12 protein-coding genes and 2 pseudogenes are annotated in these 14,856 nt (G+C 36.5%); 3 read left to right on the top strand and 11 right to left on the bottom strand.

What is annotated here, in order from left to right; all coding sequences use genetic code 11:
• Positions 1-229 precede the first annotated feature (229 nt).
• Both NST45_RS01185 and NST45_RS01180 read left to right on the top strand, forming a co-directional pair.
• Positions 230-312, top strand: a pseudogene (locus NST45_RS01185) (IS5/IS1182 family transposase); the annotation flags it as partial.
• On the top strand, positions 313-444 hold the full coding sequence (locus NST45_RS01180; RefSeq protein WP_256715883.1) for a hypothetical protein: 132 nt from the start codon (positions 313-315) through the stop codon (positions 442-444). It begins immediately after the preceding pseudogene.
• Between the two features lie 322 nt (positions 445-766).
• On the opposite strand, the gene NST45_RS01175 is transcribed toward NST45_RS01180, so the two are convergent.
• The 7 genes from NST45_RS01175 to NST45_RS01145 form a co-directional block, all read right to left on the bottom strand.
• Positions 767-1,102 (bottom strand): IS3 family transposase, encoded by a 336-nt coding sequence (locus NST45_RS01175; RefSeq protein ID WP_339826082.1) that lies wholly within the window; start codon positions 1,100-1,102, stop codon positions 767-769.
• Positions 1,103-1,795: 693 nt separating this feature from the next.
• Complete coding sequence (locus tag NST45_RS01170) at positions 1,796-2,200, bottom strand: transposase (RefSeq protein WP_249267742.1); 405 nt, start codon at positions 2,198-2,200, stop codon at positions 1,796-1,798.
• Positions 2,164-2,457 carry a hypothetical protein gene (locus NST45_RS01165; RefSeq protein WP_051491392.1) on the bottom strand — a complete coding sequence of 98 codons (294 nt, stop codon included), beginning with the start codon at positions 2,455-2,457 and terminating at the stop codon, positions 2,164-2,166. The genes NST45_RS01170 and NST45_RS01165 overlap by 37 nt, the downstream gene beginning before the upstream one ends.
• An 874-nt stretch (positions 2,458-3,331) precedes the next feature.
• Positions 3,332-3,808, bottom strand: a complete 477-nt coding sequence (locus tag NST45_RS01160; RefSeq protein WP_036685479.1) for a hypothetical protein — start codon at positions 3,806-3,808, stop codon at positions 3,332-3,334.
• Between the two features lie 441 nt (positions 3,809-4,249).
• Positions 4,250-4,702: a redoxin domain-containing protein gene (locus NST45_RS01155; protein WP_051491393.1), complete on the bottom strand. Its 453-nt coding sequence runs from the start codon at positions 4,700-4,702 to the stop codon at positions 4,250-4,252.
• A complete protein-coding gene (locus NST45_RS01150) occupies positions 4,641-6,485 on the bottom strand; it encodes an ABC transporter ATP-binding protein (RefSeq protein ID WP_036685482.1) in 1,845 nt (614 codons plus the stop codon). Before NST45_RS01150 ends, NST45_RS01155 begins: the two co-directional genes overlap by 62 nt.
• Positions 6,486-7,162: 677 nt before the next feature.
• On the bottom strand, positions 7,163-7,612 hold the full coding sequence (locus tag NST45_RS01145; protein WP_051491394.1) for a hypothetical protein: 450 nt from the start codon (positions 7,610-7,612) through the stop codon (positions 7,163-7,165).
• An 848-nt stretch (positions 7,613-8,460) separates the two neighbouring features.
• On the opposite strand from NST45_RS01145, the pseudogene NST45_RS01140 reads away from it, so the two are divergent.
• Positions 8,461-9,603: pseudogene (locus tag NST45_RS01140) on the top strand (transposase).
• Positions 9,604-10,519: 916 nt separating this feature from the next.
• Here the strand turns inward: NST45_RS01140 and NST45_RS01135 are convergent.
• From NST45_RS01135 to NST45_RS01120, 4 genes are all read right to left on the bottom strand, one after another.
• A complete protein-coding gene (locus tag NST45_RS01135) occupies positions 10,520-10,732 on the bottom strand; it encodes a hypothetical protein (protein WP_036685490.1) in 213 nt (70 codons plus the stop codon).
• An 846-nt stretch (positions 10,733-11,578) separates the two neighbouring features.
• Entirely contained in the window at positions 11,579-13,318 is a 1,740-nt protein-coding gene (locus NST45_RS01130) for a DUF2326 domain-containing protein (RefSeq protein ID WP_036685493.1), read from the bottom strand.
• Complete coding sequence (locus tag NST45_RS01125; protein WP_141118549.1) at positions 13,311-13,562, bottom strand: ABC-three component system middle component 6; 252 nt, start codon at positions 13,560-13,562, stop codon at positions 13,311-13,313. Before NST45_RS01125 ends, NST45_RS01130 begins: the two co-directional genes overlap by 8 nt.
• A gap of 99 nt (positions 13,563-13,661) precedes the next feature.
• Entirely contained in the window at positions 13,662-14,564 is a 903-nt protein-coding gene (locus NST45_RS01120; protein ID WP_141118550.1) for an ABC-three component system protein, read from the bottom strand.
• Between the last annotated feature and the right edge of the window lie 292 nt (positions 14,565-14,856).

Below are 14,856 nucleotides of genomic sequence, written 5' to 3'. Positions count from 1 at the left end.
AATTCTATTTTTTGGGGTAGATCGTTTCGGTAGGCCTTGGCGGGTTTGCCGGACTACTATCCATCTTGAAAAACGGTGGATACCTGGTTTCGTTGCTGGCAGATGGCCGGCGTATGAGGTGTTTTAACTTGTATCGCACTCCATCAATTTGAAAATATTATGATTGATACCACCGTCGTCTGTGCTCACCAGCACTGACGATGGAGGCAAAAGGGGGCAGCAATTTTAGGCTATTGGCCGCTCCAGAGGTGGACTAATCACTAAAATTCATGCGATTGTCGACGCTTTGCCCACTCATTGCGTGTTGAACTTATGTCTGGAAATCGACATGATTGCGTCAAAGGCTATGAAATGCTGCAAAACATGGATCTATCCGGAAAAACCGATTTAGCCGAACGTGGTTATGACTTAAATAACTTTTTGAATCTGATTCAAGAGCAGTAAGCCAGCGCTGTCATTCCCAACCATAACATCGTAAAGTTCAATGCAAATGTGATTGGTGACTTTATATAGGACATCATTTGGTGGAATTCTTCTCTGTTTTGAGATGCGAAAAGAAGGAATCAATGCATGCTTTATCTAGGTAGACTGCTTTGCAAGAGCTGCTACATTTGACGCCGTATGCCTCTAATCGTGTGTTGTACGCCTGAGACTTTTATTGGAGCCCTTGGTCGAATGGAGTACGGCTTCCGAGAAGTCTCCTTTTCGTGTCCACTGTTCTACCTACCGTATCTTGGACCAGTTTCACATCGTTACGGTTGGAAATTTACCAAGCGACAAACTCATTGTTAAATAGATCTTGAATCTCGGACAGGTAATAAAAATGGGTGCCATCCGAGATATATGTAGTATCGGTGATGAGCTTCTGTTGAGGAAAGGTAGCATGAAACTTACGCTTCAATCGGTTAGGATACACCACGGATGGGGTAGAGTTGGAGCGAGTTCGTTTCTTTCGGATCACCGATTGGATCGATAATCCTTTCATGATCCGCCTAATTTTTTTGATATTGACGAGATAGCCTGCTTCACATAGAGTTGTCTGCATTCGGGGGTATCCTAAGTAGGGATTTACAATGTGAATGGCTACCATGTGAACTTTAATTTCATGATCTCGAGCGTGTATATCGCCCTGCCGTGACCCCGTGGCTCGCCACTTGTAATAACTGGCCCGATGCCCTGCAATAGCTAATAAGCGTGTAGGTCACGCAGTTCCTCTATGGCTGGTAATTGTCCTGTGGTCTCAATTTCTCTCCCACTATAAATTAATATTTCCTCTTGTTTACTCACTCGTTCTTAGGTTTTCAACCGTGGACTTTTTGAGAGTTGGAGAAGTCACGTAAGGATGACATTATTTTCTGGCGAAGTCGGTAGCAGGAATAGAGCTTGGGGATTCATCCCCAACCCACAAACTGGTTGTTATGATCGCACCTTGGATATTCACACCTGACTCTTAATGGCTTACCCTCCCATGTCACGCGGGGTCTTTGCCCTTTCATTCCTTCGTTCGACCTCTCAAGATGTGGACGCCGTATCTTACTCCTTTACAGGGTCGTTTCTCTTATGGAAATGATTCCTGCGACTGCTCCGTGCTTCCTTTGTCCTGGTTCTTTTCTTCCGGTGAGAAACGTGATTTCCGTTTTACTTAAGCTGCCATCTGAATCTGGGACTGACGTACCGGCCCTAAAACGTCGTTTGCATCGTATGGAATGTGCAGAGTCCCGAGCATATGCAGGTCAAGTATGAGTTTCCCGCACAAGGCCACAAGGGATTGCCTTTTCTTCAGTGGATTTTGGCTTCACTTCGTGAAGTACTGTTGCATTACCTTGAACTTCGCGTTCTTTGCTACCATAGCATCACCGCCCGAAACAGCAGGGCCCGAAGCCTTGCTGTTTCGGGCGGTGATGCTCGACTTGCCCTTTATCTTTCCAAAACTGTACTCTTTTAGATTCAGTTCGGCCAGCCTGATAATCTGCTGTCCATGCTCGTAACCGCTCAGATCTCCGACTTTCGCTAGAAACCCTGCCAAGGTGACCACAGCCACGCTCGGTACGGTGAGCATTGCCTTCGTTCTTGTTATTTGCACAAGTAGACGTTCCATCTCGGCCATAACCTCTTCGAGTTGTCTGGCGAACATGTCGCACTGCCCCGAAAGCGCTTTAATCTCTATCTTTGCTGCGGTAAGCCCTTTGGTAAGCCACATGAAACTTCTACGGTTTCGACCAGTTGTTTAGTTCTTTTTGTCCCTACAGCGCGTTTCACGTCTTTCTTCCAGCGTTCCACAATGCCTTCTGTTCCTAGCTCCACGATTTCACCTAGAGCCGGAAACTCGCCTAGCGTAATGAATGAGGCTTTACCTTTCCAATCCTTAAATACCTGCGGATACTCTGGGAAGAAGCGATCCTGCCAGTTCTGCACCCCCTTTTCACCTTCTTTTTTTGTTCCCTCGAAATAATTCATTACAGGATTGGGTACTTCTTGATGCTATATGGTGAAAATAATTTCTCTTAAAAAAACAATAGCCTAATCCTTCAATTTTGTTTGAAAGGATCGGCTATTGTAATTACACCTTACAAATACATAAATATAAAAGAAACCTATTCTAATCCTAAAAAAATCTCATCACGGAGTTGGCGGAAGTGGACCAAATCCATCACTGCAACACTCTCCAGTCCCTACTTCATTACAAGTAATCGTTTGATAATCATATGACCCGAGGTAGAAACAATGTGCCCATTCATATCGAACTTTATAATACTCAGATTTACAAACTTTACTACCATACCTACATGCATACCCTACACCATTATTCTGTGTAACTGACGTCCAACTGCACGAACAAGCCATTTCACACACTCCCAACATTAGTTTTATTTATATAGAAGTTCGGAATCGAACTATCTACCAACTTAACTATTACTATATGCCCTTAAAGTAAAGTGGTATAATCTTGAAAACAAAGTAAAGCAATAGACTCATACTGATTTCATGTAAAATCAAAGTTAACAAAATACTAATTGCCGAAAGAAGTTCGCAAGCACTCGATATTCGGTCATCAGAAACTCGATATCTTTGTATCTACCCGAAGCAATGTAAATGTGTCAGTTCCGAATGTTTCCACAAAAGGACATGACTTCACTTCAGTTACTGAAAAAGAACTTGCCAAACAATATGTTAAATTACCAAACGCCCTCGCTAATCTCTTGTATAGAAGTGCGCTCACGAAGTCCTCATGGAAGAACTGTCAATTTCAGCTTGATCATTCGTTAGTAAATATTTCAAAATAATATTTTAGAGAGTTTCATATTATTTTATTATTCCTTACACTTACATCTTAATTCTCCCTATCTATCCTATTTGATACTAAAGGTTTTATTTGTATTTCTAATCCGTCATAATTTGGATATACACCTGCCGAAACAATTCCCCCAAATTTATCAACCATAAAAACCCAAGGTGCTAGAGCCCCATAATTTAAGCTCTCATCTACAGCACCAATTTCACACAGCTCTATAGGAAAATGCAACTTGTATTTTTCAACTATTTTCTTAAGTCCTTCTTCATTTGATTGCAAAAGCATATAATGGTTAAATTCTTTATAATTATGACTAAACTCTTGAACAATTTCAAAATTGCATGCTGTACACGAATCACTCATAATGTAAATTACAGTTCCATTAATTGTTTTATGTATCCATTCAAAATTCAGTTGTTCATCTAGTTGATTTCGTTTTATAGTAGATGGAAAAAACTTGCCGAGTTCATAAGAGAATCCTTTGCTCTTTTTCAAAAACTTCCTATGTTCATACATTTGCAAACACCCACTTTGAGGTTTTCTCCTGTTGTCATTAATAAACAACCAGGGAATAAAAAGATATTATCAGAATATACGAAATTACATGCTTATTCGGTAAAAATCCCAGAAACCATATTTACTTATTTGCTCTTGATAAAAAAGTGGAATCTAAGATACAAAACAATTCATCTGTTACTGAATAAATTTAATAGGTACATGACTATTAAACTCCATACAAATCACCTCCTTTCAAAGCACTAAGCTTTACAAAATAAATTACACTTCGAACCTTTCCAGATGAATTATTGAGGACATCTTCACTACTAAAATTATTTTTAAACTAACTGATTTAATAGATATAGAAAAAATGCACTTCGAAATCGTTTGATAGCTAACGACTAGGTCTTCAACTTGTTATTTTGAATCTCACCCATTCATAAAAGCAACCTTTTTATATCATTTCCTCTCTATATCAAAGCAATTATTCAATAAATATTGTTTAAAATCATTAAGATTATGAATAACTCCTCCACCAATTACCTTATTCGTGTCATCAGCAAAGATCATATATGGAAATTTTTTTGCTGAGAAGGTCATTTCCATTTCATTTTCTTTCATTGCAATGACTGGGAACTCCCAATTAAAATAATCGGCAATTTCTTTGTGATCAATCTCATCTCCAGTTGAAAAAAACACAATAGTTGCAGAGTATATTTCTTGAATTCGATTTATATGCGGCATTAAATCGATACAAGCTAGGCAATGCAAAGAAGTGAAAATCAGTATTTTTTTTCCTGAAAGATTATATAATTTAAACGACTCCCCGTTCCAGTTTGCAAGTTGAATATTAGGAAGTAATAGCCCTGCCTTTAGTTCCTGATTCATATACCTCTTCGCCATTTCCGACATTGTCAATGTCTCCTCTATTAGATTTTAGATACCAATCACTCTGCTGACTCCACATTTGACTATAAGTACCTTTTTTTTCCATCAACTGATAATGTGTTCCTCTTTCAACTATTTCCCCTTCTTTCATCACCCATATTTGATCAGCTTTACGTGCCATTCCTATACGGTGTGAAATAATGAACATAGTTTTATCCCATTTAAATTCCATAATTTTATTATAAATGTCTATTTCACTTAAAGGATCAAGCGATGCAGTCGGCTCATCTAATACAAGCACATCATCATCCCGCAATAATATCCGTGCCAGAGCAAGTCGCTGCCACTGCCCACCTGATAGATTAATTGCATTATCAGAAAGATAGCCAAGCTGTGTATCAAGCCCATTTGGGAAGTCACTTTCTTTAAACCCTAATAAATTTAAAATATCAAGAATTTGAACATCATCGTTCACTTCTTCTCTTCTACCAATAGTAACGTTTTCTCGTATCGAACCCATGTAACGAATAAAATCTTGAAATACAGCCCCAGTTCTATCCCATAATTTATTCGTATCCATCTTATTAATACCTACATTATCATAATAAATATCACCTTTTTGAAGACGATATAATCCTAGTATCAGTTTTACAAGAGTAGATTTACCTGCTGCATTATCTCCTAAAATAACAACTTTTTCGCCTTTATAAACAGTTCCGCTAATCCCTTGAAGAGCAGGTTTTTCACGATTAGGATAACAGAAAGTTATATTTTCGAGTCGTAGTTCATGGTCAAGTCGAAAGGTTCGTAATTCTTCCATACATTTTTGTTTAGGTACTATACTCATTGATTCAATATTTTCTATATACTTAGTATTTTCAATCAGCGCAGCTAAACGTTGAATCGTTAATTGGAGACTTACGTCTGCTGCTCCGACAGACATTGTCAAAGAAATATAGTCACCAGTCGAAAGCGCTCCATGCGAAATAAGATATACAATAATAAAACTAGCAATAGCAGTACTTATACTTGATAATGCATACTCAGTGGCATTCAACTTATTCTCCATTTTTTCAAGTACCAGTTGTTTATCTAAGGCATTGTTTTTTTTTAGAAACCACTGATCTTTAAAATAATTTACTGACTTGAATAGAGAAAGCTCTTTTTGATTTTCACTACCTAACAGCAAATGATATAAATATTCGTACTCTCTTGAATTTCGTTCAATTCCACTTCTTATTTCTACACGAAATCTAATAATACGATATTGTATTATTCCTTTAATGAAACTGACAAGTAACACAATCAAAGCCAATATCCAGTAAGAAAAAAATAAATACGATAAATTTATTCCCATTGAAAGTACGTTTTGAACCAATATAATTAAAGTTTGATAAGTATCATAAAATTTTCCTATTCCATAAGTCCAAAGCTGCAAGTTACCTTTAAATCGCGGATCTTCCTTTCTAAGGATATCCATAGAAGCAACAGACTCAATTAGTTCTTTTTGCGTATTAATGGTGAATCGATGTGAAAGTATATTATTTAAATGAGATTTAAATATATTCAATAATGAGCTGCCAAATTGTATTAATAGCAGAATAGATATAAATAAAATAACTGTGTAAAAATTCATGTGAGAAATACTATTTACTATTTTCCCCATTAGAATAGCATTTAGATTTGATTGAGAAGCTAAAATTATACTTATAAGTGCACTTATAACTACCTTTCCTTTTGAAAATTTATAAACTTTCGCAAACGAAGAAAAAGATAAGAATACAGTTTGTATAATTTTATTATTCATTTATTTGCCTTTCTACTTTAGATTACTTATCCTTCACCTATTGGACTACGTTATAATATTTAAAATTATTTTGTAAAAATTTCAATAGATTGTATAACATCAATAATTTTTTAGAGGACCGATTATCTAGCTTTTCTATGAAGGCCTCGTGAGCGAATAACTACCAGTGCGCTTCATTTTTTCACATTAAAATCCAAGCCATTCATGGAGATGATATTGCATAATAATCTTAGAAACTTGTGTTAAAACATTTTATCCATAAGGAGTTGAACCGCTTTAATCATCATTACCATGAAATTTCCTCCTTTGTTCTTTACTTTTTTCAATTAATTACAACATTATCATTTTTACGCTGTCGAAAACCTTGTTTTCAGTCAAGTTAATCGACAATTTAGGACGGACTCCCTCTCGTTCCCTTTATTAGGCGAATCGGTTAAGTTTCGTTTTTATTTGAGCCCCTCTTTAACCGCAGGGTAAGCTCCTTGAACTTTTACCTTCCTAAAATTCAATAATAAAATGCTGATATTCTCTTTTTCATATCCCATACGCATCTGGCAGCCACACTAAAGAAAACACCTTGACAGGCATAAAGCCAACCAAGGTGTTGTAAAAACATTTAAGCCTAGATTACCGGAAAATTATACCTGGTTAGGAACATTCACCCCAGGTTCATATAGTTATCCTTTTTTTTTGGTAACCTCGCCAAGCCGGCGCTGGCGCCTTGGTTGTTCAAAACATTCGATGATATCTAACTCGTCTAAAACTTCCTGTATGGTATAGTTTTTGAATAAGTTTTGATAAGTTTGGTCAGACATTGATTTTTTTATGTACGAAAGGTAGATGAGTGCAACAAATTGGACAATACCTCCCAGATTCTCTTCTGAGGATACAAAGGGTGCGCGCATATTCAAGCGTTCTTTTAAATTACCAAAGACTTTCTCAATGACATCTTTGGAACGATAAATTTCAAGGGCTTCGAGCGGATCCTTTACGCCATTGGATATCATGGCAAAATAACCGTAGTTCTTTTCAGCGGCGTCAATAGCTTCTTGTTTTGGGGTGAGCGAAACGCCCCTGACCGGTGTTTCGTTTACCTCGTAATACTTGGTATATAGTTTCTCATGCAAACAATTTACTCTTTTAATGGATCAAGTATTTCAAAAAATTTGAATTTTGAGGATCGGATCAAGGCGCGCTCCTGTTCCGTTCTTCCATCTTTATCATAGGTCAGAAACTACCGTTCAACCGATAACATTATTAAGGTCGCTAATCGCATAATGCAGAATACCGCAAATAGGAACGAGCTGATTGTCAAGTTACATAATGAAGGCGATAAAGTTACCTTGGTTCATGCCACTTCAATGCAACTTGCAGCCGACTATATTGCTACCAAAGTACTCATTATCCCTGAAACAGAGAATATTAAGCCTCATGAAGTTTGTATCCTTGTTAGGAAAGATACCGAATTTTCGCCTCAGGGATTAATCGTATTGGAAGCTTTGAAAATACTGGGCCTAAACGTTAGTTAAATCAGGTTTAACAAGACGTTGGACGAGGGCACCTTCTGAGGGATCAATAAAAAGAAGGCTTCTTACTTCAATCGCAAACTTTTCTTTAGGGGTTTGATTAAGAAGAAATAAGTAATTCAAAAACAAAATCTCCATCCGTTTTGGAGATTAAATTTGCAATCCATACTTCCCACAATTGATCTTGCTCTCCCTGCAATACCATTTGATTCTCAGCAGGATAGAGCGAGACGGCCTTAATGCTTGGGTGCTCAGACAATAGCCACTTTTATCTGACCATTTTGCATTAATCTAAGCCCTTGCTACACAAAGAAATTTTTGATATAAAAAAGGACTTCACCCCAACTTGGAGAAGTTTTTTTGGTGACGAAACCAAAAAACTCAAGAGGAGGAAGCCCCCTTTGAATATTCTCCAAGAAAGTCTATTTTCCTTTGAGGAACTTTAAAAAATTGAATCCAAAGAACGACCGCCTATCTTCTTCAGCGGTCTAACTTACGACTATATGCGAGACGATTGAGAAATCCCTCACCCCGAGGAGCGAATGGACACTGTCGCCAAGGCATTCCTCGTGCTTTACTCGCGGCTCCTCTGGAGAACATTGATACGTTTACAGGCTTGCAGTGCAGACAGGAGTTTGACCTTCGTTTTCGTTACCAATGTGGGATTCGACTGGATATCTCCGCCCCTTCGATTTCCATGTTAAACCGAGTCTTTGCCAAGCTGAATCACAAGGCCTTGCCCAGCAGTTGTTTGAGGATCTTGTGGCTCAGTGCCAAGCAATTGGAATCATCGACGGAACTCATATCGCCATCGATAGCGCAGCCATACATGCCTACGAAAAAAAAGAACCCAAGCGAAAAGCGAACTCACCGGCAATGCCAACTGGGGCGCAAAGTTTGATACCTTTGGCAACAAAGTCAAGTGGTTTGGCTATAAGCTGCATCTTGCCGTCGATGCAAAGAGTGAACTTCCGATAGCGCTTAAGGTGACACCTGCTCATGTGAACGATGGAGACGAAGGGCCTGTGCTCATGATGCTTGTCGCTAAGAAATCCAAAACACAAAATTCTTCATGCTGGGTGCGGGCTATGACCAAATGAAAAATTACGAGGCAGCCCGGAACGTCAAGGCACAAGCCATTATTCCGCTGAATGCTCGAAATGAAAAGAAGCCACCAACAGGGATTACTCGCAAAGGCACTCCTGTTGCTCAATGAGCTTTTCCATAACGTATTGGGGACAAGAGAAGAACTATTTCAAATTCCGTTGTCCGCATGCTATAGATCAAGTGAATTGCCCTTTAGGTATTGCTGCTTGTTCGTCCTCCAATTATGGAATGGTAGTCAAAATTAACAGTCAAACGGATCTTCGGCGCTTGCCCTACCGCATCGATAAAGTCGAGGTTGGAAGGAACTTTACAATAAACGAACCAGTGTGGAACGTTGCAATTCTCGAATCAAAACCTATTTGACCGCAGACCAGCTCCATATTTGGGGGATTCAAAAAGTGAAAACTCACCAATATTTGAATGCCATTGTGTTACTTGCTTCTGCTCTTGCTGTAGCGATGCAACGAGTCCAAAACGCCGCTTAAAAAATTCCAATTTTATAAAAATTCTGCCTGTCTGCCCATTTATAGCTCAACTCTCACAAAACAGAGATTTCGCTTCGTCCTGACCATGACTCTGAATTGAAAATTGAATTATGCAAAATACTCATCTATAAAAAAGAAATATTTAAATCCCTCATTTTCATATACTTCTTTTCTCTTCTTAATAAATGAATTGTAAGCCTCAACTTGTTTCTTCCCTGTTATATAATCAACAACCCAGATATCCCCGTTAGGAAAATAAATTAATAAGTCGGGGATAATCTTTAATGACTTACGATAACTGTAACCTTCTTGGAGCTCTACATGATGAATTTTAAGTTGTCCTTCTAAATAAGTCCTGAGTATTGTTTTGCCTAAGCGGTGAGGATGCTCATCCTCTTCTTCTTTAATTTGCTTAGTATATCGTCCATAATTTTCTGAACTGGGACATCCTTCTCCCAGATGCTAGAAATGAAATTTATCCTGTCGTAAAACCATACTGACTGGCTGTTCACAACAGATACATGTAAATGTCTTCTTATCAGAATGTATTCGATATTTTGATTCCAGTGTTTTGACAATTTGGTTATATACAACTTGTTGCTCTTCGAACGAGCGTCTTTCTTCTTCCAAATAGATTGAATCATTTATAAGATAGGCGACTTCCATATCCCCCACTCCTTTCTACATATTTTAACAGTCATACAAAATAAAAAACTATATAAAATAGCGCGCATCCCTAAACTCTGGAATACGCGCCAGTATAATTTTATTATTACTAAAGTTAATCTCATGGACCATAGAAAGATAGTCTGTTTAAAGATACTTTTCAAAATACAGAGATAGTGAATATCAACCTTAACTTCGTGCTATTCTTCTAACGTTCTTTCATCAATGAGGTTATTTTACAAAACGCAGATTACTTGATTTTATTTATTGTTAGCTTCACCTGCCGCCATACACTTGAAAATGGAATGATTTTACCTTTTGCATATGTGAAACTCAGAAACATCATTACAGTAAAAAATGTGTACCCGTACATTTCAAAATACTTGTGAACTGACACTGTAAGACCTACGTAGACCATCAGTATGACAGTATGTCGAATAAACTCCTCCATCTTCTCATCCATTAAAAATCGCTCCTTCAAACATATAGATTCCGAATAAAAAAAGCACTTCAATGTGGCATATTCCATGCCTACATTGAAGTGCTTCTCCAATTGTTATATTCGGTTATTATTATATTAGTCAAAAATATCATAGTTGTCTACTCTTATGGCATTAACAAATAGTTGGGCGGGTTTTGAAGAAAACTGATCTGAAGACTATGCTATGCCCCCAATCACCCTTTTACTCGAAAGAGTGTTGAAGCTATACAGGAATATTGTATTATTCGCAGCTGCTAATGGTGGTGGTGACCAACGCACTGACATTCGTTGTAGGCTCGACCATGGTCCAGGAAAAAGCTTCCGGATTACAAACGGAAATCCTATGTTCATAAATTGGAGCAGTAAGCATTGAAGAACAGATTGTAGGATACAGCAGTCAAGGCCATCCTACTTTAGATCCCCATAAACTCAACTTTTGTTCAATAGCATGTTTTACAGGATCTCATCAAAGTGATTCGGGTACTTCGGCAGCAACACCTATTGTCGCTGGAACAATCGCCTTACTCAAGCTTTCCTTACAACAGAAGACATCAAAACACTCATTAGAAATACAGCAAAGATATTGACGGACAAGGTTGGAACACTGCAACAAGATAGGTGTGTCCCACCTCTCAAAGCATATAAAACCTTTCAGTCCCATTTGGTGTTCACTAAATATCTAAAAACAACAGGTCGCTAAAAAACAGCGGTCTGTACTTTTATATCTTATAGTGAGAAGAAATGATGAATAAATTATTGTGTGTATCAGGCTGGTTTGATGGCAGGATATATGTTGTGTCATCGGGAATATGAAGAGCTATTATGGATTTAATAATAAACTCCAAATAAACATCCTGATTCATCTGTATCTGTTAATAGCACAGGAACTATGGAGTCTGACACTTCCTCTCTCACGCTCTCAGGTAAAGCGTCAGAATTCAAAGTAACTATATATTGGAAACCATCCTCAATAGATTTATCTTTACCAAACCTCAACGCTTCAGCTATTTGTCTTTCATCCACCGGATCAAAAAGAGTACTATCATGTATTAAAATATCCATTTTTCTTCCTAAATACTTTGACATTTGAATTAACATCATATCAAAACAATAAATTAACATACTATTAATCCCGGTACTATTTTGATTTCTGGATACCATCTCAATATCGTATCGACCATTTGTTGTTTGTCCTATATGTAATTGAGCTATAGAGTTATATAAAGAACTAGAAACCTCTTCGACTAATAAAATCGCATGGCGTTTAGTGTTAAAATGCTCTTCTAAAGATTGATTAATCTCAATAATTAGCCTTTGTTCTTCTATTTTCAGCTTTGCTGCTTCCTCACGCATATTATTCATGAAATTTTGTTGTTTTTGGTACATATCTAGTTTATTTACAAGTTCATTCATTTCTGATTGTAATAGCGAATATTGTTCAAGAGCTCCGTGTGTATTTAAAATCATCATCTTTTTAGATTGCTCCAAAGAAAGCTCATGGATTAATTTATCTCTACTTTTTACAGCTTCTTCATAATGCTCTAATTCTTCATGCAAATATTTTTTCCTATTTGAAACTAATTGCTTATGAAATATTTTAGCTTCATCAAATTTCTTTATTAGAATATCAGGCATTTGAATTTTAACTTCATCGTATAATTCTGTTATATTTAAATCTGTAATATTTTTTTCACTTTCTGACGCATTAATTAATTCAGTTATAATCTGTCTGTCAACAAAATTTTGATTACTTAGCTCTGCTATTTTTTTAGCATAACTATTAGCATCAATTTCGATTTCTTTGTACTGAGGGTGGATCTGGAAATTTTCAAGATCCTTCTTGCACTTTGATATTCTAACAGTCAGAATTGTAATTTCAGTATCTAAATTTATCCCATCATTCATAATCTTATTATAAGAATCTGTTTTAATAGCTTTTTTTAGATCAATCATTTCTTTTTTCTTTTCCTCAAGTTGCTTATAACTGATTGCTAAGCTTGTGTCTAATCCAAGTAAATATGACAGTGCAATTTGAGTGAGATGCACATTCTGTGATTTGAAATATTTTGTCGCTTCTAAAAATCCACCGTCTCTAGTTAACCTAGAAAAGTATGGAAATAATGATCGGAATTTTAAATGAGCTTCCAATATTGCATCTCTATGATTTAAATTAAATAAATATTCGCCTAAAAATTCATTCCATTCAGTAATTTTCAGTTTAATATTCACATCGCCGAATTTCTTTTCAAAAAAGCTTCCCTTCTCACACTGTATATACAAAAAATTCGATTCAGATCCACGTCGTTTCACTATATATAGCTTATCTTTTAAGTCTATATCCATAATGAAAAATTCATCTTTAAATTGATCCATTTTAAAGATACTATTCTTTGTACAACTACTACCATATAAAAAATGAATAATCTCAATAAACGTAGTTTTCCCCAGCCCGTTTCGAGTGTCTTTTACAGTTGACCTTTGAGTTATATCAGCTAATAAAATATTTAGTCCTTCATGAAGCTCTATTGTATTAAACGTGCTTAATGTGCTATATATCTTCCTAATCATTTCTTGCCCTCCACATTAAATCATCCTCATATTCAATTGCACCAATAATGTATAAAAAGTCTATTGCTAAAATGAAAGTATCAAACTGAATTCTGATCTTTCCATTTGTGTCAGATTCCTGAATTTGAATATATGATTTCCATGCTGTACTAATCGTACGAGGAGAATTTAATATGGAAAGTATTCTAGCCCCAATTTTTATAATTGATTTATCTTCATGCAAATTTTTAGTGGGTGTCAACACGATCCCAACCCCCTCCTTATTAACCAACTGAATGTCACTCTTATATCTGCTTTTTTTCATTATAACTTGTTCTAGCTCTATGTAACATTCATTGTACATTTATGCACTCACGCTTTCAAAAATTGTACATTGCTCAAAAAAATAAGCAAGAACAGTATGAACAGCTGCCATATATACCTGATTATCTTTCTTATTTGGATCTGTTATAAATTTAGCCAATTCACTATATATCTCGTCAGGATCTAATTTTGTATTATCTCTTAGATCCTCATAATGCCTACGTAGAGTATCCGCAATTTGATCTCCTAAATTCAATTCTGTTTGAAGGTCTAGATATTGTCGTACTAAAGGAGCACGTATTAATCCTGCCTTTATTAGTCCAATTATTGGATCACTTAGGCCATTAATTAAAAGTTTATTTTCTGGTACAGGTTCCAAATCCTCTTTCCTTGGATTAGATCTTTTAGAGATCGATTTTATTACAGGTTGTATGTCTTCAAATTTTAATGTAGCATAGTTAATTTTTGAAGGTACTGGACCTAAAATATCTCTAATATAAGCTTCTTCTAGTGAAAAAATAATATCTCTTAATGTACTTGGACCCCAAAACGTAAATTTAATGGCAGTATATTTAGTACCTAGCTTCAACAACTCTTTATTAATCTTTGGAGGTAAAGAATCTTGATTATGTACAAAAGACCATTTATCAAAAAACTCTTCCCAATAATCTATTGCACCAGAAAAATCACTATTTATCTTCTTTATCATCCTAGGTTGGTTAAGACTATGAGGACCATTGACAGCAAATAAGTGACGTTCGCTAATTAAATAGCCATCGTTTTTCTTGTCACCCTCTTGTCCCCATGGACGACATGGCATAAAATCATCTTTGTATTTTGTCTGCATTACCTTAGAAAAAAATTTTTCAAACTCAGTTTCGGTCTTTTCTCGAATAATCTCTTTATACTTAACATCATAAAAATACATAGATAAATCATCCATAATTTCAATCCTTTCTGACTTTATTAATCAAAAAATCGCCCTGTAAGCCTAAGCCAACAGGGCGATTTTGCCGATTCTTTCGGACTACACGCCGGTGCTTCCAATCAGTGTAGTTTCACATTAGCATGATTGTAACAATCTGTAAATCGATAATTCAAAGTCATAAAACGACCACTAGCAATCCTAAAGTAAGAAACGGTGCCAGGGGTACGGAACGCTGGACCTCCAAAGACAGCAGCTTTCTTCCTCCATGGTACAGAAACACAAAATGCATCTCAACAACAGATCTAGC

The organism is Paenibacillus sp. FSL R7-0163, assembly GCF_037969975.1.
Lineage (GTDB): Bacteria > Bacillota > Bacilli > Paenibacillales > Paenibacillaceae > Paenibacillus_AQ > Paenibacillus_AQ odorifer.
This window is presented reverse-complemented; position numbering and strand designations above follow the sequence as displayed.

Coding starts and splice junctions, on each gene's coding strand:
- NST45_RS01120 (WP_141118550.1), bottom strand. CDS start 14,564: ATGGATGATTTATCTATGTATTTTTATGATGTTAAGTATAAAGAGATT.
- NST45_RS01160 (WP_036685479.1), bottom strand. CDS start 3,808: ATGTATGAACATAGGAAGTTTTTGAAAAAGAGCAAAGGATTCTCTTAT.
- NST45_RS01135 (WP_036685490.1), bottom strand. CDS start 10,732: ATGGATGAGAAGATGGAGGAGTTTATTCGACATACTGTCATACTGATG.
- NST45_RS01180 (WP_256715883.1), top strand. CDS start 313: ATGTCTGGAAATCGACATGATTGCGTCAAAGGCTATGAAATGCTGCAA.
- NST45_RS01170 (WP_249267742.1), bottom strand. CDS start 2,200: ATGTGGCTTACCAAAGGGCTTACCGCAGCAAAGATAGAGATTAAAGCG.
- NST45_RS01165 (WP_051491392.1), bottom strand. CDS start 2,457: ATGAATTATTTCGAGGGAACAAAAAAAGAAGGTGAAAAGGGGGTGCAG.
- NST45_RS01130 (WP_036685493.1), bottom strand. CDS start 13,318: ATGATTAGGAAGATATATAGCACATTAAGCACGTTTAATACAATAGAG.
- NST45_RS01150 (WP_036685482.1), bottom strand. CDS start 6,485: ATGAATAATAAAATTATACAAACTGTATTCTTATCTTTTTCTTCGTTT.
- NST45_RS01155 (WP_051491393.1), bottom strand. CDS start 4,702: ATGTCGGAAATGGCGAAGAGGTATATGAATCAGGAACTAAAGGCAGGG.